At 64.2% G+C, this 17267-nt stretch carries 13 protein-coding genes; 5 read left to right on the forward strand and 8 right to left on the reverse strand.

All coding sequences use genetic code 11. The features are described 5' to 3' along the window. Positions 1–3 precede the first annotated feature (3 nt). Positions 4–3252 carry an efflux RND transporter permease subunit gene (locus ABH945_RS24155; RefSeq protein ID WP_429252176.1) on the reverse strand — a complete coding sequence of 1083 codons (3249 nt, stop codon included), beginning with the start codon at positions 3250–3252 and terminating at the stop codon, positions 4–6. Between the two features lie 378 nt (positions 3253–3630). Between ABH945_RS24155 and ABH945_RS24160 the strand changes: the two genes are divergently transcribed. Beyond that, complete coding sequence (locus ABH945_RS24160; RefSeq protein ID WP_074768574.1) at positions 3631–3918, forward strand: DUF4148 domain-containing protein; 288 nt, start codon at positions 3631–3633, stop codon at positions 3916–3918. Between the two features lie 71 nt (positions 3919–3989). Here ABH945_RS24160 and ABH945_RS24165 read toward each other — a convergent pair whose 3' ends face one another. Beyond that, the gene (locus ABH945_RS24165) at positions 3990–4883 is read right to left on the reverse strand and encodes a LysR family transcriptional regulator (protein WP_429252177.1); all 894 of its coding nucleotides are present in this window, start codon (positions 4881–4883) and stop codon (positions 3990–3992) included. Between the two features lie 98 nt (positions 4884–4981). Here ABH945_RS24165 and ABH945_RS24170 point away from each other — a divergent pair, with 98 nt between their 5' ends. Genes ABH945_RS24170 through ABH945_RS24180 form a run of 3 tightly spaced genes read left to right on the forward strand, consistent with a single transcriptional unit; the run spans position 4982 to position 7724 of the window. Beyond that, positions 4982–5497, forward strand: a complete 516-nt coding sequence (locus tag ABH945_RS24170) for a lactoylglutathione lyase family protein (RefSeq protein ID WP_429252178.1) — start codon at positions 4982–4984, stop codon at positions 5495–5497. Positions 5498–5548: 51 nt separating this feature from the next. Next, a complete protein-coding gene (locus ABH945_RS24175) occupies positions 5549–6568 on the forward strand; it encodes a zinc-binding dehydrogenase (RefSeq protein WP_429252179.1) in 1020 nt (339 codons plus the stop codon). A 55-nt stretch (positions 6569–6623) separates the two neighbouring features. Next, a complete protein-coding gene (locus tag ABH945_RS24180) occupies positions 6624–7724 on the forward strand; it encodes an NADH:flavin oxidoreductase/NADH oxidase (RefSeq protein ID WP_074768566.1) in 1101 nt (366 codons plus the stop codon). 141 nt (positions 7725–7865) lie between these two features. Here ABH945_RS24180 and ABH945_RS24185 read toward each other — a convergent pair whose 3' ends face one another. The 5 genes from ABH945_RS24185 to ABH945_RS24205 all read right to left on the reverse strand — a co-directional run bounded on the left by ABH945_RS24185 (position 7866) and on the right by ABH945_RS24205 (position 12207). Further along, a complete protein-coding gene (locus ABH945_RS24185; RefSeq protein ID WP_429252180.1) occupies positions 7866–8705 on the reverse strand; it encodes an IclR family transcriptional regulator in 840 nt (279 codons plus the stop codon). 104 nt (positions 8706–8809) lie between these two features. Continuing rightward, positions 8810–9538: an SDR family NAD(P)-dependent oxidoreductase gene (locus ABH945_RS24190; protein ID WP_429252181.1), complete on the reverse strand. Its 729-nt coding sequence runs from the start codon at positions 9536–9538 to the stop codon at positions 8810–8812. 30 nt (positions 9539–9568) lie between these two features. Then, a complete protein-coding gene (locus tag ABH945_RS24195; protein ID WP_074768562.1) occupies positions 9569–10876 on the reverse strand; it encodes an MFS transporter in 1308 nt (435 codons plus the stop codon). A gap of 63 nt (positions 10877–10939) precedes the next feature. After that, positions 10940–11689, reverse strand: a complete 750-nt coding sequence (locus ABH945_RS24200) for an SDR family NAD(P)-dependent oxidoreductase (RefSeq protein WP_429252182.1) — start codon at positions 11687–11689, stop codon at positions 10940–10942. Further along, the gene (locus tag ABH945_RS24205; RefSeq protein ID WP_074768558.1) at positions 11686–12207 is read right to left on the reverse strand and encodes a 2,4'-dihydroxyacetophenone dioxygenase family protein; all 522 of its coding nucleotides are present in this window, start codon (positions 12205–12207) and stop codon (positions 11686–11688) included. The genes ABH945_RS24200 and ABH945_RS24205 overlap by 4 nt, the downstream gene beginning before the upstream one ends. A gap of 471 nt (positions 12208–12678) precedes the next feature. Here ABH945_RS24205 and ABH945_RS24210 point away from each other — a divergent pair, with 471 nt between their 5' ends. Next, positions 12679–15846, forward strand: a complete 3168-nt coding sequence (locus ABH945_RS24210) for a DNA-binding protein (protein ID WP_429252183.1) — start codon at positions 12679–12681, stop codon at positions 15844–15846. A 96-nt stretch (positions 15847–15942) separates the two neighbouring features. Here the strand turns inward: ABH945_RS24210 and ABH945_RS24215 are convergent, their stop codons facing one another. Beyond that, positions 15943–17130, reverse strand: coding sequence for a helix-turn-helix domain-containing protein (locus ABH945_RS24215; RefSeq protein ID WP_429252184.1), 1188 nt, complete (start codon positions 17128–17130; stop codon positions 15943–15945). Positions 17131–17267 lie beyond the last annotated feature (137 nt).

Genomic DNA, 17267 nt, shown 5'->3' on the forward strand with positions numbered 1-17267 from the left:
GAATCAATGGGTGCGTTCGGCAATGCTGGCTTCGTGCGGGTTTTTCTGCGGATCGCCCCGCCGTTCAGAACGTGCCGCGCGGCGTTTGTCGAGCCACGCATGCACCGTCCCATAGACGACCGGCACGAACAGCAGCGTCGACACCGTCCCCAGCGCCAACCCGCCGATCACCGCGCGGCCGAGCGGCGCGTTCTGTTCGCCGCCGTCGCCGAGACCGAGCGCCATCGGCAGCATGCCGATCAGCATCGCGAGCGCGGTCATCAGCACCGGGCGGAAGCGGCTGAAACCGCCATCGAGCGCGGCCTGCAGCGGCGGCTGGCCGCCGTGGTGGAATTCGCGCGCGGTGTTGATCACCAGAATGCTGTTGGCGGTCGCGATGCCGATACACAGAATGGTCCCGGTCAACGCCGGCACGCTCACGCGCGTGCCCGTGCTGAACAGCATCCACGCGATGCCCGCGAGCGAGCCCGGCAGGCCGCTGACGATGATCAGCGGATCGAGCCACGACTGGAAGTTCACGACCATCAGCAGGTACACGAGGCCGATGGCGAACACGAGACCGGCGGCGAGACCGCTGAACGAGTCGTGCATCGCCTGCACCTGGCCGCGCATCACGATCGACGCGCCAGGCGGCAGCTGCGGCCGGATCTGATCGACGAGGCGGGTCACGTCGGCGGCGACGCTGCCGAGATCGCGTCCTTGCGTCGACGCAAAAATGTCGAGCACCGGCTGCACGTTGTAGTGGGACACGACGGCTTGCTGCGTGCCGCGCGTCAGCGTGCTCAGCGCGCCGAGCAGGTTTTGCGGAGCGGGCACGCCAGGCGTCGCGGCGGCGCTCGCGCTGCCGCCCGCCGCCACCGGAATATTCGCCAGCGCCTGCAACGAGTTGACGTCGTACTGCGGCATCATCGCCATCAGCGGATAGCTCACGCCGTTACGCGGATCGAGCCAGAAATTCGGCGACGTCTGCGAACTGCCGGACAGCGCGATCAGCAGATTCTGCGACACGTCGCGTTGCAGCAGGCCCGCCTGGATTGCCCGCGTGCGGTCCACGTTCACGTTGATCGCGGGTGCATCGCCGGGTTGCTGGATACGGGCGTCCACCAGCCCGCGCACGCCGCGCAATTGCGCGAGCAGGCGGTTGGCGACCGCGCGGTTCGCATCGAGCTTGTTGCCGACGATCTGGATGTCGATCGGCGCGGGCAAGCCGAAATTCAGAATCTGGCTGACGATATCGGCGGGCAGGAACGCGAACGTGACGCCGGGAAACTCTTTCGCCAGCGTATTGCGCAGCGTCGCGACATAGCCGGCGGTCGGCTGATGCCCGGCCGCGAGCGAGATCATCACGTCGGCATCTTCGGGGCCGATCGGATCGGACGAATCGTAAGTCAGGTTGATGCCGCTCACCGGCACGCCGATGTTGTCGAGCATCGCCGCGAGTTCCGGTTTCGGAATCACGCTGCGCACGCGTGCTTCGACCTGATCGGTGATGCGCGCGGTGTCCTCGATTCGCGTGCCGGTCGGCGCGCGCAGATGCAGACGGATTTCACCGGTATCGACAGCGGGGAAAAAGTCGCGGCCCGCGAACGGCAGCAACGCGAGCGAGCCGACGCACAGCACAAGGAAAATCACGATGAAGCGGCGCGGACTCGCCATCGCCGCGCCGAGCACGCCGCGATACCGCTCGCGCAAGCGCTCGAAACGCTGTTCGAAGCCGCCCTGAAAACGGATCAGCCGCGCCACCGGCCCGTTGCCGCCAACCGGCGTCCGGCTGCGCGCGCGCATCAGATACATCGCCAGCGTCGGCACCAGCGTGCGCGAGAAGAAGTACGACGCGATCATCGCGAACACCACCGCTTCGGCGAGCGGCACGAACAGATAGCGCGCCACGCCGGACAGCAGGAACATCGGCACGAACACGATGCAGATGGACAGCGTCGACACGAACGTCGGCACCGCGATTTCACCGGAGCCGTTCAGGATCGCGTCATGCAGCGGCTCGCCGTTTTCCAGATGATGGGTGATGTTCTCGATCGCGACGGTCGCGTCGTCGACGAGAATGCCGACCGCGAGCGCCAGCCCGCCGAGCGTCATGATGTTAATGGTCTGTCCAAGCGCGGACAGCGCGATCAGCGAGGTCAGCACCGCGAGCGGAATCGACACCGCGATGATCAGCGTCGCGCGCCAGCTGCCGAGAAACAGCAGGATCATCAGCGCGGTCAGCGCGGCGGCGATCAACGCTTCGCGCGCCACGCCAAGCACCGCCGACTTCACGAACACCGACTGATCCGACAACGCGGTGATGTGCAGCGAACTGGGCAGGCCGGCCGCGATATGCGGCAGCATAGACTTGACCTGCTGGATGATCGTCAGCGTCGACGTGCTGCCGGATTTCTCGATGGTCAGCAGCGCGGCGCGTTTGCCGTCGGCCCGCACGATGTTGGTTTGCGGCGCGTAGCCGTCGCGCACATGGGCGACGTCGCGCACGTAGACCACGCCGCCGTTCACGGTCTTGACCGGTAGATCGTTGAGCGCGGCGACGGTGTCGGTGCTGCCGTTCATCTGCACGTTGTATTCCTTCGTGCCGATCTTCGCGGTGCCGCCCGGCAGGATCAGATTCTGCGCATTCACCGCGTTGACCACGTCGAGCGGCGCGAGCCCCTTGGCCTGCAACGCGCGCGGATCGATATCGACCATGATCTGCCGCACCTTGCCGCCGAACGGCAACGGCACCGACGCGCCTTGCACGGTCGCCAGTTGCGTGCGGATCGCGCTGTTACCGAGGTCGTAAAGCTGCTGCTCGGACAGCGTGTTGCTGGACAGCCCGAGTTGCAGGATCGGCACCGTCGACGCGTTGTACGTGATGATGTTCGGCGGCAACGTGCCCGGCGGCAGCACGCGCAGGATCGATGCGGAGTTGGACGCCGCTTCCGCAATCGCGCGATTGATGTCGGCACCCGGGTGGAAAAAGATCTTCACCACCGAGACGCCGTTCAGCGATTGCGACTCGATGTGCTCGATGTCGTCCACGTCGGAGGTCAGCGCGCGCTCGTAGTTCGACGTGATCCGGTTCGCCATGTCCTGCGCGGAAAAACCGTTGTACGTCCAGACGATGCTGACGACGGGAATATCGATATTCGGAAAGATATCGGTCGGCGTGCGCAGTATCGCAAGCGGGCCGACGATAAAAATCAGCACCGCGAGGACCACGAAGGTATAGGGCCGGCGCAGCGCGAGCCTGACGATCCACATGAGGGGTTCCTGAAAAGAGACCAGGGAAGCGCGCGTCCTGGCCGTGCCCGGTGAGCGGGCACGGCCGCACGGAATGCACGAATGCACGGATGCGTGACGCGAACTGTGTGAATCGGGAGTGTGCGGGCGGGGCGCTTACCGGCGGCGGACGGCCAGATTACCGTTTTGTTATCTAACGGCCCGACGGCGTAACGACAACGGACGATCTGCGCAACGCGGGACAAGGTTCGGGCGGCGACGGCGAGGCGCAGATAACGAAACCGTAATCAGCGGGTCAGCGCTCCGACAGTTCGAATGACAAGAATGCAAGCGTGGTTCAGGCCACAACACGTCCTTGTCATGACAGGTCAATTGGCCGGTCGCTAACGGAGAAACACCATGAAACTGCTTACCGCTATTGCCATTGCCGCCCTCAGCCTGCCGTTCGGCGCGAATGCGTTTGCTCAGACCAGCCATTCAGGACTGACGCGGGCCGAAGTGATGGCGCAGTTGCACGAGGCACAGGTCGACGGCATCGTCCCGACGCGCAGCAACGACTATCCGCCGTCGGCGGCCACGGTCGAGCGCAACCGCGAACTGTATGCGATCCAGCACGGCACCGATGGCGCTAAATCGCTCAGAACGGCTGACCAGGCCACGACGCAGCCAGGAGCGGCGGCAGATTGAGGTCGGGGGAATCGACGGGGACGGATCGCGGCGAGTTGCAGCGGTCGCAGCAATGGCAGCCTGCGTTGCTGCTACCGTCCCGCCGTCCCAAGTTTCGCGACCTGCTCGCGAAGGTGCTCGATAGCCCGCGCGGCAAAGCTGGACACCGGCCATTCCGACCGATGAATCAGCCACAGCGTATCGACGACCGGCGCGCCGCATTCGACGACTGCAATCGCCTCCTGACGCGCGAACGCGGTGCGCGCATAACGCGGAATCACCGTGAATCCCAGGCCACGCGCCACCGGCTCGAGAATCAAACCGATCTGATTGCTGAAACCCTGGCGGCGCAATGTCTGCACACCGGGATTGCCGGGAAAACGGCGGCTCAGCAGCCGGCTTGCCATCGCCTGGCCGTCCGGGTGGTCGATAAAACCAAGCCGTTCGAGATCGCTCCATTCGTGCATCTCGGCATGCGCGGCGGGGACGACCAGTTCCAGCGGTTCCTCGGTGAAATGACTGGCGGCCAACCGGGGATCGTCAGGCTTGAGCGTGACCAGACCGAGTTCGTACTGGTTCTGCAACACGGCGGCCAACACTTCGGAATCGGGCGCGAAGCGGTGCCGCACGACCCAGCCGGGATGGGCCTGCTGCAATCCCAGCAAGATCGGAAACAGCGCAAGTCCAATGCTGCCGGGGCTGATCAGACTGATTTCACCCGATTCGGTGTCCGCGCCGCTCAGTCTTAGCCGCAAGCGCTTGTCGGCGAGATCGGCTTCTTCGCAATACGCGAGCAACGCATGGCCGGCGGGCGTCAATTCGAGTTGACGCGGACGGCGGATCGCCAGCAACCCCAACTCGTCCTCCAGATGCCGCAGATGCTGGCTCACGGCGGCCTGCGTCAATTGCAGCCGCTCAGCCGCGCGCGTGAAGCTGCCGAGTTCGGCCAGCGTCGTGAAAGTTCGCAGCCATTGCGGATTCAGCATAAGGATAATTTATCGAATTGATAATCTGGACGTGGTTTTAATTATAGCGACGGAAGCCTAACCTTCCAGCACACCATTTGCCCGGAAGGAGCCCGCTTATGTCCACAACCTATCCTCGTTCGTTTTCCCATATTGGCCTGTCGGTGACCGATCTCGACGCGGCGGTCAAGTTCTACACTGAAGTGCTCGGCTGGTATCTGATCATGCCGCCCACCACGATTGCCGAGGACCCGAGCGCGATCGGCGTGATGTGCACCGATGTGTTCGGCGCGGGCTGGGGCTCGTTCCGTATCGCGCATCTGTCGACGGGCGACCGCGTCGGCGTGGAAATCTTCGAATTTCCGAATGCAGAAAAACCCGCCAACAACTTCGAATACTGGAAGACCGGCGTGTTCCATTTCTGCGTGCAGGACCCCGACGTCGAAGGGCTGGCCGCAAAGATCGTCGCGGCGGGCGGCAAGCAGCGCATGCCGGTGCGCGAATATTTTCCTGGCGAGAAGCCGTACCGCATGGTCTATATGGAAGATCCGTTCGGCAACATTCTCGAAATCTATAGCCATAGCTACGAATTGACGTATTCGGCGGGGGCTTATCAGTCGGGCACGGCTAGCTGATCCGCCGCTTGTCCAATGGTCCACTCACATATGTCTGACAAGGCTGAAGCAATGCAGAGGGAACTTCCCGCTTCGTGGCGGGCGTGGGTCTGGCGCGGCGGCGCGAGTCCGCTCGATCTGGTGCTGGAGCGCGTGACGCGTCCGGCCATCGCGCCCGGCGAAGTGCTGGTGCGCAACGCGGTGATCGGCCTGAATCCGGTCGACTGGAAAGTGCTCGGCGACGAGCAGCTCGGCTGGCAACCCGGCCATGTACCGGGAGTCGACGGCGCGGGAACGGTGGTGGCAATCGGCGACGGCGTGCCGCACGATCTGCTGGGGCAGCGCGTCGCCTATCACCAGAGCCTGCATCGACACGGCAGCTTCGCCGAATACACGTCGATACGCGCCGAAGTGCTGCTGCGCGTACCGGCGAACATGGACTTCGCGGTGGCGGCCAGTTTCCCGTGCCCGGCGCTGACCGCGTTTCAGGCAATCGAAAAACTTCCGCCGGGCCGGGGCCGCACGTTGCTGATCAGCGGTGCGGGCGGCGCGGTGGGCCGGTATCTGGTGCAACTGGCGGTGGCGCGCGGCTTTGCCGTCACGGCCATGTGCAACCGGCGACATTGGGAACGCCTGCTGGCGCTCGGCGTCGATGAATGTATCGAAGGTCCGCTGGGCGACAGACAGGCGTGGCCTGTCAACGATCCGAAACGCTTCTTCGCGATCATCGACAGCGTCGACGCCGATCACGCCGCGCGCCTTGCACCCGCGTTGCTGGCGAACGGCCACCTGGTCTGCATCCAGGGGCGTGTCGCGCAATGGCCGTGCGCGCCGTTTGGCCGCGCATTGTCGATGCACGAGGTCGCGCTGGGCGCATTGCACATTTATGGCGACAGCGCCGCATGGAACGCGCTCACGCAGGCCGGCGAGCAGATGCTCGGCGAGATCGCGGCAGGGCAACTGCAAGCGGAACCGGGTATCGTCGGCGATTTCGAGGGACTGGCCGAACAACTGGACGCGCTGAGACAGCGCCGTTTCTCCGGCAAGCCGCTGGTCGCCGTCGAGCCGATCCGACACACCGAGCCGGTCTAGCCAGCCTGAACAACCGATTTCTCCCGGCAACATCGGGACACACCGAGGAATAAGCATGTCAGCACTCTTCACTCCGTTTCAACTCAAGGACGTCTCACTGCGCAACCGCATCGCCGTTCCGCCGATGTGCCAGTACAGCGCCGTCGACGGCTTCACCAACGCGTGGCATCAGACGCACTACGCGAGCCTCGCGCGCGGCGGCGCGGCGCTGGTGATCGTCGAGGCGACGGCGGTGTCGCCGGAAGGACGCATCACGCCGGCCTGCACGGGTTTGTGGAACGACGCGCAGGCCGAAGGCATGGCGCAGATCGCGGCGTCGATCAAGGCGGCGGGCTCGGTGCCCGGCATCCAGATCGCGCATGCGGGACGCAAGGCGAGCGCGAACCGTCCGTGGGAAGGCGACGACCACATTCCCGAAGGCGATCCGCGCGGCTGGGACACGTTGTCGCCGTCGGCGATCGCGTTCGGCGCGAACCTGCCCAAAGTGCCGAAAGCGATGACGCTCGACGACATCGCGCGTGTGAAGGCCGACTTCGTGGCCGCCGCCCGCCGTGCCCGCGACGCCGGTTTCGAATGGCTCGAACTGCACTTCGCGCACGGCTATCTCGCGCAGAGCTTTTTCTCGGTGCACGCGAACCAGCGCGACGATCAGTACGGCGGCGACCTCGCGGGCCGCAGCCGGTTCCTGCTGGAAACGCTCGCTGCCGTGCGTGAAGTGTGGCCGGACAACCTGCCGCTGACCGCGCGTTTCGGCGTGATCGAATACGACGGACGCGATGAAGAGACGCTTGACGAATCGATCGAACTGACGAAGGCGATGCGCGCCGGCGGCCTGGACATGCTGAGCGTGAGCGTCGGCTTTTCGACGCCAAAGGCGAAAATCCCCTGGGGACCTGCGTTCCTCGCGCCGATTGCCGAGCGCGTGCGGCGTGAAGGGGGGTTGCCGGTATCGTCGGCGTGGGGCATCGACTCGCCGGAGAACTGCGAGCGCGTGATCGCGCAGGAGCAACTGGATCTGGTGATGGTCGGCCGCGCGCATCTGGCCGATCCGCACTGGCCGTATTACGCGGCGCTGGCGCTGAAGGCCGAGAAGCCGTCGTGGGTGTTGCCCGCGCCGTACGCGCACTGGCTGGAGCGGTACGCGGTGGCGGAGTGATGTGTGTTGCGAAGCCGGCGTAAGCATTTAACGCCGGATCGGGATTGACGCACGTCCGGCGCTTGCCGATCTTTATCGGTCGCGCCGGGCGTGTCTACGTTGTCTGTTAGGGACGAAGCGGATGAAGCGGCTTCGGCAAAACTACCGGCCGCTAGTCGGCCCGAGTCGCGCGGCAATCGTCCTGCACGCCGCCAGCAACGGCTCGATATAGGACGCTTGCGCGTCCGCCTTCAACCGATAAGTCGGCATGCTGATACTGATGCAGCCGACCGCACGCCCATCGGTTCCGCGAATCGCCGCACCGAAGCAGGAAATCGCGATTTCGTTTTCTTCGCGATCTTCGGCGTAGCCACGTTGTTCGGTAGCGGCGACTTCGTTGCGCACGTCGTCGAGACTGACCAGCGTGTGTTCCGTGAAGCGCTCCAGCGGCGCGTCTTTCAGCAACGCTTCGCGCTCGGCCACACCGAGTGTCGCGAGATACGCCTTGCCCACCGAACTCGACGTGAGCGACACCCGCGTGCCGACGCGCGATGCCATGCGCACCGCGTGCGGGCTTTCCAGCTTTTCGATGTACACCATCTCGCCCTGACTCGGCACCGCCAGGTGAATCGTCTCCGATGTGACGTTGCGCAATTCCATCAGCGCATCGACGGCGGCGAGGCGCAAGTCCGAGCGTTCCCAGCTACGGCTCGCCAGATTCACGAGGCGCGGGCCGAGGCCGAAGGTCGTGCCGTTGGCCGCCGCGACGATCAACCCCTCGGCCTGCAACGCGGCCACGATACGGTGAACAGTAGGGCGCGGATAGCCGCTCGCCGCGCTCAGCTTCGCGACATTGGGCGGCGTCTCGGCATCGGCGACCAGTTGCAGCACGGCAATGAATTTGGAGAACGCGGCAGCGCCGGCCACGGTTTTCGCATCGGCGGTGCTGGCGGCACCGGCGGTGGATTCTTTCGAAGAGGGCTTGGAATCTAGGGTCGACATCAGGCAGTAGTCAGGCACGGTTGAAAGATTATGCCTTCAATCACAGGCCCGAATGGTGTCGATCCACCGTGGCCTGCTCATCGGGACCGGCGCGCGGTCAGCCGTTATGCGACCAGATAGCCGCCATCCACCGGCACGATCGCGCCCGTCATGAACGACGCGGCCGGCGTGCAGAGGAACGCCGCCACTTGAGCGACTTCGTCGGGCGTGCCCCAGCGGTGCATCGGCGTGCGGTCGAGAATCGCCTGCGAGCGGCCGTCGTCGTCCTGCAACGCCTGCGTCAGCGGCGTGGCGATCCAGCCGGGCGCAATCGCGTTCACGCGGATGCCGTCGGCCGCATAAGCGAGCGCGAGCGACTTGGTCAACTGCGCGACTGCGCCCTTGCTCGCGCTGTACGCGGGCACGAGTCCGCCACCGAAAAAGCTCAGCATCGAAGCGGTATTGACGATGCACCCCGACGACGCCTTCAGCAATTCACGCGCCGCCGAGCACACCCGCATCGTGCCATTCAGGTTGATGTCCATCACGCGCTCGAACACGTCGATCCGATGTTCTTCGATGCGGCTGATCACGCCCGCGCAATTGACCACGATATCGAGCCGGTCGAACGCTTTGAGCGCGGCGGCGACGTCGTCGGTCGAGCGGATGTCGAGCGTGACGCGCTCGACATCGCGGTTCAGCGTATCGGGTGCGCCTTGTGGCAGCGGCAACCCGGCCGCGACCGTTTTTGCGCCGAGTTGCGCGAGTCCGTTGGCGATGGCCGCGCCGATGCCGGACAAGCCGCCCGTGACGAATGCGACCTTGCCTTCGAGGAGATTGTTCTGGAATGTCATAAGAGTCGGCAACGAGTGCTCAGGTTGAGGTCAGGTAGGTTGAGTCGTGGCAGCGTTGGGCAGCGGCGCGGGCGCCACTTCCTTCACCACGAACAGATAAACGAAGGCGGCGGCGAACGCGACCCCGGCGCTGATCAGCAGCGCGTTGACGAACGAATGCGTCTGATCGACGACGATGCCAGTGATGACCGGCGCAAACGATCCGCCCAGATAGCCGCCGAAGTTCTGCATGCTGCCGAGCGACGCCACCAGATGGCGGGGCGCGGCAACCGTCACCAGCGCCCACGCACTGCCGCTGGAAAGATTCACGAAGAACATCGCGAGCGACACGTAGGTGATCGCGAGCGCCGTGCTTGGCGTGTAGGCAGCGGGCACCGTGAACGCCGCCGCGCCGATCAGTCCGACGCAGACCGGCCACTTGCGGCTGCGGATCGGCGCCATGCCGCGGCGGAGCAGAAAGTCGGCGACATAGCCGCTGCTCACCATGCCGATCGTGCCGAAGATATACGGAATCGACACGAGCCAGCCGGTATGCGCAATGCTCAGATGACGCTCGTTCTCCAGATAGCCCGGCAGCCACGTGAGATACAGCCAGACCATGTAGATCACGCCCATGAAGCCGAAAATCATGCCCCACGTGTTGCGCAGCTTGAACAGCGCGCCCCATTCGGCAAAGCTCAGGCCCTTCCTCGCGCGCGCCTCGGTCTGCACCGAGCCTTCGTTCAGGTGCGCGGTTTCAGCTTCGGTCAGCGCGATCTCGTCGCGGTTGCGATAGACCATGTACCAGCCGAGCGCGACCAGAATGCCGAGCACGCCCATGATGATGAACATGGTTCGCCATCCGAATGAAAGCATCAGCACGGTCAGGATCGGCGGCGCGAGCATCGGCGCAATCGTCGACGACGAGATGAAGGTGCCGGTCGGGCCGCCGCGCTCACGCACCGCGAACCATTCGTTGACCACCTTCGCGCCCGCCGGAAAGAGCGGCGCTTCGGCGACGCCGAGCACGACCCGCGCGATCAGAAAATGGTTGAGCGTCTGGATGAAGCCGCCCGCCACCTGCGCGATCGACCACACCAGCATGCCGAGCCCGAGCATCACGCGCGAGCCGAAACGGTCGAGCAGCGCGCCCACGGGCAACTGCGCAAACGCATACGACAGGGAAAACGCGGACAGCAGCAAGCCCATCTGCGAAGCGGACAGATGAAGCTCCTGACTGACCAGATGATTCGCAATCGACAGCGTGCTGCGGTCGAGATAATTGACCACGCCCGCAATCGTCAGAAAGACGACTGCGACGACCTGGATGCGTTTCAGACGCGGTGACTTCTGAAGCATGTTTTGTCTCCTGCCCAATGTGGTTTTCGGTGGCTTTAGTAGTGGTGATTCAGGGCGCCGCTATCAGTAAGTGGCCCGTCCGCCAGACAGATCGAAAATCGCGCCAGTGCTGAACGAGCACGAATCCGAGCAGAGCCACAGTGCGAGTTGCGCGACTTCCTGCGTGGTGCCGAGACGCCGCAGCGGGCTTTTGTCGATCATCGTCTGCACGTGGGCTGGCGACATCTGCGCGAGCAGCGAGGTTTCGACGGCAGCCGGCGCAATGCCGTTCACGAGGATGCCGGTTTGCGCCAGTTCCTTGCCGAGCGACTTCGTCATCGCGATCACGCCGGCTTTCGCCGCGCTGTAGGCGGACGCGTTCGGCGTGCCTTCCTTGCCCGCCAGCGACGCCACGTTGACGATGCGCCCGCTATTCGCACGCCGCATCACCGGCACGACGAAGCGGCTCACGTGATAGGTGCCGAGCAGATTCACGTCGATCACGCGTTGCCATTCGAGCGGATCGTATTCGTCGAGCGGCATCGTCGGACCGGCGAAACCCGCGTTGTTCACGAGGTAATCGATGCGCCCATAGGCGTCGAGCGTGGCCGCAACAGCGGCTTCGATCGACTCGGGCCGCGTGATGTCCACCGCGAAGTGGCGCGGCGCGTGCGGCGTGTCGAGGTCGCCGGGCACGCGGTCCCAGTTGACCGCCGACGCGCCGTTCTGCGCGAACGCGTCGCAGATCGCGCGGCCGATGCCCGTGGCCGCGCCCGTCACGACCGCGACCCGCCCGGAAAAATCGTAGCTGGCGAAACCGGCGGCCGTGCTCATCGGATGAACTGGTCCACGTAGTCTTCGCCGAGGCCCACTGCCGCGTAGTGCTTGCGGCACATGTCGATCTTCGTGAACACGTCTTCGTAGCCGGTGTAGTTGCCGTACGGGTCGCAGTAGAACATCACGCCGTTCACCTGGAAGTACGTGATCATTTCCTCGACGTCTTCCGGCACATACAGCGTGTGCGTTTCGCCCGGCGGTTCGTAGACGTAGCTGCCTTCGGTCGCTTCCCAGTCGTGTTCGAGATAGCGCCAGCGGCCCTTGAGCACCATCCCGTGCACGCTTTGCGGATGACGGTGACGACTCAGCACGCCCGACTTGCGCACACGCAGCAGGTTCATCCAGTAGCCCTGCGACGCGTTCAGGCAGAGCGGGCGGAACGACACGTTTTCCGCCTGCGGGACCCACACGCGCTCATCGGTCGGAATCGCGAAGGGGACCACGATTTCCTGCTGCGCTTCCTTCGGGAACGGCAGCTGGTACGGCGTCATCGGGGAGTAAGCAGCCTCAGACATAAGGGGATCCTTTCTTAGAATGTCCATATTGTGGACGTGTAGTCCACTATATGGCTATTATCGGGAGGCCCGACAGCCGAGGTCAATCCTGGGGAAATTACTGATACGCATAATTTCGACGCAGTATGTCGTCGCCAGGAATGCAAAAAGCCGGCGTGTCGCCACGCCGGCTTTTCGTGCAATCTCAGTGGCTATGCCGTCAATCGACGCTTATCGGCCTCGGGCCGGATGCAGCCTCTGATTTACAAAAATATTAACTGGATAGTTAAAAATTGGTGGCCGGAATGGCTTGCCGGTGGGCTGTGCGTTATCCGTGCGCGAGCGTCAATGCGCAGAATTGGCGGCGGTTGTCCCGTCATTTCGACGAAGCGAAGGAGGGGTGTCATCCATTATCATTAAGAGGTTACGGGTGGAAAAAGTGTATTGAAAGCTTTAAACACCCTTGGATCATGCAGGTTTTCGAGGCGATTTATGTCGACGGACGCAAACGCAATCACGGATGAACTGGTCGCAGGAGCGGCCGATCGCCTGATTCAGGAAGGTCGGAAGGTGTCTCCTGTGGCCGTCTGGTCAGAGGTTCAGGGCGAATCGATCGTCGCGGTCGCCGCGGCGCTCGACCGCTGGCGCAACACGCGCGAATCGCAATCGCCGCCCGCTCAGGCTGCGGTTGCGTTGCCGGAGAATCTTGCCGAAACGCTGATCGGCGCGGCATCGCGAATCTGGTCCACCGCGCACGACGAGGCGCAGCGAGTCGCGACCCAGCGCGTGGAGGCAGTGAATCGCCATCTCGACGTCACGCTGACCGAGCGCAGTGAAGCGCTGGCCGAGTATCAAAAAACGGTCGAGCAGGTGAGGATCGAGCGCGAACGGCTCGCCGCGCTGACTGACGCGCACACTGCGTCGGAGCAGGCGGCCGCGCGTCTGTCGGCGGAACTCGCCGATGTGACCAGCCGCGCCGGCGTGGCCGAAACGCGGGTCGAAGAACTCGTGCAGCGGGCCGCACAGGACGACAGCCGGATCGACTATCTCGAGTCGGCGCTCGACGACGCGCGCGCGACGCTAGGGTCGGTCGTATCGAGCAAGGACGAGGAGATCGCGCGGATCAACCACGAGCGCGATGCATCGGACCAGGCGGCCTCGCTTCTAACGGCGGAACTCGCGAGCGCAATCAGCCGCGCCGAAGCGGCCGAGGCGCGGGTCGGCGAACTGGTGCAGCGGGCATCGGAAAACGATGCGCGGCTCGAAGCCACCCAATCGGCACTCGATGAAACGCGCGAGAAGTTGACCTCGGCTGAGTCGGCTGCTGCGGGCAAGGACGAAGCGATTGCGCAGATCACCCGCGAGCGCGACGACGCGCGCCACGAAGCGGCCACGCTGAGTGAGGCGGGCCAGGCGGCGTCGGCGGAACTGATGCGCTTGACCGCCGAGGCCGGTGACGCGTCGGCGCGCGCTGACGCCGCGACGGCGCAGGCGAACGAGCATCTCGCGCAGATCGCCGCGCGCGAAGCCGATCTCGATGAAGCTCGCACTGCGCTCACGGCGGAACAGCATACGTCGGCGGCGCGGATGGAAGAGGCGTCGATTCATCTGGAGGAGTTGCAGCGGCTGGTCGAAGCGCTCGAAAAAGCACAGCAGGAGATAGCGGCGCTACAGGGGGCGAAGGCCGCCGCGAGCGACGCGGTGGCACAGGCTGCGCAGCAGATTTCCGACGCGACACAGCGGGCGGAAGCTGCTGAACAACAGGTCGCCGCTCTGGAAGATGCAAAAGCGGCGATGAGCGATGAAGTGGCTCAGGCGGCGCAGCAGGTGTCGGCAGCGACCCAACGCGCTGAATCTGCCGAGTTGCAGGTGATGGAACTGGAAAACGCCAAAGCCGCTGCGAGCGATGAAGTGGCTCAAGCCGCGCAACAGCTATCCGCCGCGATCCAACGCGCAGAGGCTGCTGAACAGCAAGTCTCAGCTTTGGAAAGCGCAAAGGCAGCGATGAGCGACGAAGTGGCTCAGGCTGCGCAACAGGTGTCGGCAGCGACACAGCGCGCTGAAACTGCCGAACTGCAAGTGATGGCGTTGGAAGACGCCAAAGCTGCAGCCAGCGATGAAGTTGCTCAAGCGGCGCAGCAGCTATCCGCCGCGATGCAACGGGCGGAAACTGCTGAACAGCAGGTCTCAGCTTTGGAAATCGCAAAGGCAGCGCTGAGCGATGAAGTGACTCAAGCTGCGCAACAGGTGTCGACCGCGACGCAACGCGCAGAAACGGCCGAATTGCAAGCGATGGAGTTGGAAGACGCCAAAGCTGCAGCGAGCGACGAAATCGCACAAGCCGCGCAACAGCTATCCGCCGCGATGCAGCGCGCGGAAGCTGCTGAGCAACAAAACGCCGCATTGGAAGCCACAAAGGCGTCGCTGAGCGACGAAGTGGCTAAAGCGGCACAAGAGGTGTCGGCGGCGACGCAACGCGCCGAAAACGCCGAGCTGCGAGTCATGGAGTTGGAAGACGCCAAAGCCGCTTCGAGCGATGAAGTTGCTCAGGCTGCACAACAGCTATCGGCTGCAATCCAACGTGCAGAAGTTGCTGAACAGCAGGTCTCGGCTCTGGAAAGTGCAAAGGCAGCGATGAGCGATGAAGTGGCTCAGGCTGCGCAACAGGCGTCCGCCGCGACCCAACGCGCCGAATCCGCCGAGCTGCAAGTCATGGAACTGGAGAACGCCAAAGCTGCCGCGAGCGACGAAATCGCACAAGCGGCACAACAGCTATCCGCCGCACTACACCGTGCGGAAGCTGCGGAACAGCAGGTCGCGGTGCTGGAAAACACCAAAGCCGCAATGAGCGACGAAGTAACCCAGGCCTCGCAACAGGTGTCCGCTGCGATGCATCGCGCGCAAGCTGCCGAGCAGCAGATCACCGCGCTGGAAAACGCCAAAGCCGCCACCAGCGACGACGCAGCTCAAGCCACGCAGCAGCTATCCGCCGCCCTTCAGCGCGCTGAGTCCGCCGAACATCAAATCGCCGCGCTGGAAGACGCGAAAGCCGCCGCCAGCGATGAAAAGGCCCAGGCCGCGCAGCAACTGTCAGCAGCAATACAGCGTGCTGAAGCCGCCGAGCAGCAACTCGCCGCCGTCGAGACCACCCACGCGGCGACCAGCGGCGAAGCTGCCGAGGCCGCGCAACATCTCTCCGCCGCGTTGCAACGGACCCAGGCCGCCGAACAGCAGGTCGCCGAACTGAAGCAGCGTCTCGCCGAACTCAGCGCCGCGCATCAGGAGGAAACCCAGCGGGGCGACTCGTCGAAACCGGACGAATATGCGTCGCTGCAACGTCAACTGACGGCCCAGGCCAAAGCGCACGAAAAAGCCTTCAACGAACTTCATGCTCTGGCCGAACAATGGGTCGCGCACGCGAAGGATCTGAAGCAGCGCCTTAGCGTATCGAACGAAAGAATCGTGTTCATCGACGCCCGCAGCATGGGCGAAGTCGCGCTGATTCGCCGGCTTGCGACCGAACTCGAACGCTTCAAGCCCGATCACGAATTGATATCGCGCGACGCGCAGCAAAAACTCATCAGTTCGACGATGGGCGAGCGGCTCGCGCAGAAGGGTTTTCAGTACGACCCGGCTACGGCGGCGATTTCGAAGAAATAAGGCTGGCTCGACAAAGCGCCGGTCGCGCGGCGAGCAACAGGCTTGCCGCGCCAAGCCGGCAAGCGGCGAGAACAACGCACCAGACGAAGCGTGGCGCTAATCCGCCGCGCCGATCATCCCCGTGTCGCGAAGCTGGCGCAGCTTCGTGTAGAGCGTGGTCCGCGACAAGCCGAGTTGCCGCGCCGCCGCCGCGATGTTTCCGTTGTGCTCCTGTAGCGCGCTCTGGATCGCGCTGAGCGTCTGTTCCTTCAGACTGCCGCTTGCGCTGGCGGCCGTCGCAGCCGGTGCGGGATCATCGAAGCGTGCTGCGACGGTCTGATTCGTCCGGCGCGCCGTGCTCCGGTTCAGCGGCCCGCGCGTATATTCGATCCACACATGACTGCCGTCCGCGCGTGCTACCCGTTGCACGCCACGGCCCCGCTGAAGCAGCCGGCCAAGTAGCGCTGGAGACGCATCGTCGAAAATCCGCCGCAGATCGAGCGAGGGCAGCGGGCCGCTGGCAGGCAACGACAGCATGCGCCGCGCCATCCGGCTGACGGCGCGCACCTGGCCGTCGTCCTCGATGGCGATGACGCCCGCGAGCGGTGTGCCCAGCCAGCGCGGATCATGTTGCAAGCGCAATAGATGACAACCGCGCAGCGTCGCGAACAGACGTTGTTCGGCGGCCAGCGCGGCAAGCCGGAACTGCTCCTGAACCTGCGATACGTCGCGCTCTCCCGTCCCCGTGATATCCAGCGCACCGATCACTTCGCCGTGAAATCCGAACAGCGGCACGGCGACGCAGAAGGCCCGTTCGAACTCGTCGAGATAATGCTCGCCGCCCGTCACGATCGCTTCGATGCCCTCGTGGATCACGCAGCTCGGCGCGGTCGTGCCAATGTTGGATTCGACGATGCGCCGGCCACAGGTGATGGGCAGCAACAGGTCGTCGTCGCAAGCGGGACTGTGCCGCGCGTGGATCACCGTGCCTTCGGTATTGACGCAGAAAATCGTCCAGTAGTTGCCGCCGAATGCACTCCACAACTGCTCGATTTCATCGACGACGCAGCTGTAGAGACGACGGTCGGCCTTCGAGTCGGGCACCGTGCGGGATTTGTCGAGCAACTCGTATTGCGGCGCACTCGAAGGCAGAAGACCCGCGCCGCGCGAACGCTCCCACGAGCGCGCAACCGGCGCCGATAAAAGAGTGGAGGGCAACTGCTCGCCGCCGATGAACTGCGCGCGAGCCGCGTTCAGACGTGCCTGCCGGGAATCCGCTGAATCCGCCGATGAGATTTTTGCCACACGAGTCTCCTGTCAACGCGGCGCGGCCAGGTTGCCCGGCATGCGCCGCGTTTGTTCGTGCACAGAATACCTCAGCAATTGCGCGCACCGTCGGCGGCCCGGCTCGCGTGAATGCACCTCAACGCACATCAATCGTC

Source organism: Paraburkholderia sp. GAS333 (genome assembly GCF_050435665.1).
Classification (GTDB): Bacteria; Pseudomonadota; Gammaproteobacteria; order Burkholderiales; family Burkholderiaceae; genus Paraburkholderia; species Paraburkholderia fungorum_A.

What these genes read in the sequence shown, in the direction of transcription:
- ABH945_RS24155 (WP_429252176.1), bottom strand. Translation starts at nt 3,252, where the DNA reads ATGTGGATCGTCAGGCTCGCGCTGCGCCGGCCCTATACCTTCGTGGTC.
- ABH945_RS24160 (WP_074768574.1), top strand. Translation starts at nt 3,631, where the DNA reads ATGAAACTGCTTACCGCTATTGCCATTGCCGCCCTCAGCCTGCCGTTC.
- ABH945_RS24165 (WP_429252177.1), bottom strand. Translation starts at nt 4,883, where the DNA reads ATGCTGAATCCGCAATGGCTGCGAACTTTCACGACGCTGGCCGAACTC.
- ABH945_RS24170 (WP_429252178.1), top strand. Translation starts at nt 4,982, where the DNA reads ATGTCCACAACCTATCCTCGTTCGTTTTCCCATATTGGCCTGTCGGTG.
- ABH945_RS24175 (WP_429252179.1), top strand. Translation starts at nt 5,549, where the DNA reads ATGCAGAGGGAACTTCCCGCTTCGTGGCGGGCGTGGGTCTGGCGCGGC.
- ABH945_RS24180 (WP_074768566.1), top strand. Translation starts at nt 6,624, where the DNA reads ATGTCAGCACTCTTCACTCCGTTTCAACTCAAGGACGTCTCACTGCGC.
- ABH945_RS24185 (WP_429252180.1), bottom strand. Translation starts at nt 8,705, where the DNA reads ATGTCGACCCTAGATTCCAAGCCCTCTTCGAAAGAATCCACCGCCGGT.
- ABH945_RS24190 (WP_429252181.1), bottom strand. Translation starts at nt 9,538, where the DNA reads ATGACATTCCAGAACAATCTCCTCGAAGGCAAGGTCGCATTCGTCACG.
- ABH945_RS24195 (WP_074768562.1), bottom strand. Translation starts at nt 10,876, where the DNA reads ATGCTTCAGAAGTCACCGCGTCTGAAACGCATCCAGGTCGTCGCAGTC.
- ABH945_RS24200 (WP_429252182.1), bottom strand. Translation starts at nt 11,689, where the DNA reads ATGAGCACGGCCGCCGGTTTCGCCAGCTACGATTTTTCCGGGCGGGTC.
- ABH945_RS24205 (WP_074768558.1), bottom strand. Translation starts at nt 12,207, where the DNA reads ATGTCTGAGGCTGCTTACTCCCCGATGACGCCGTACCAGCTGCCGTTC.
- ABH945_RS24210 (WP_429252183.1), top strand. Translation starts at nt 12,679, where the DNA reads ATGTCGACGGACGCAAACGCAATCACGGATGAACTGGTCGCAGGAGCG.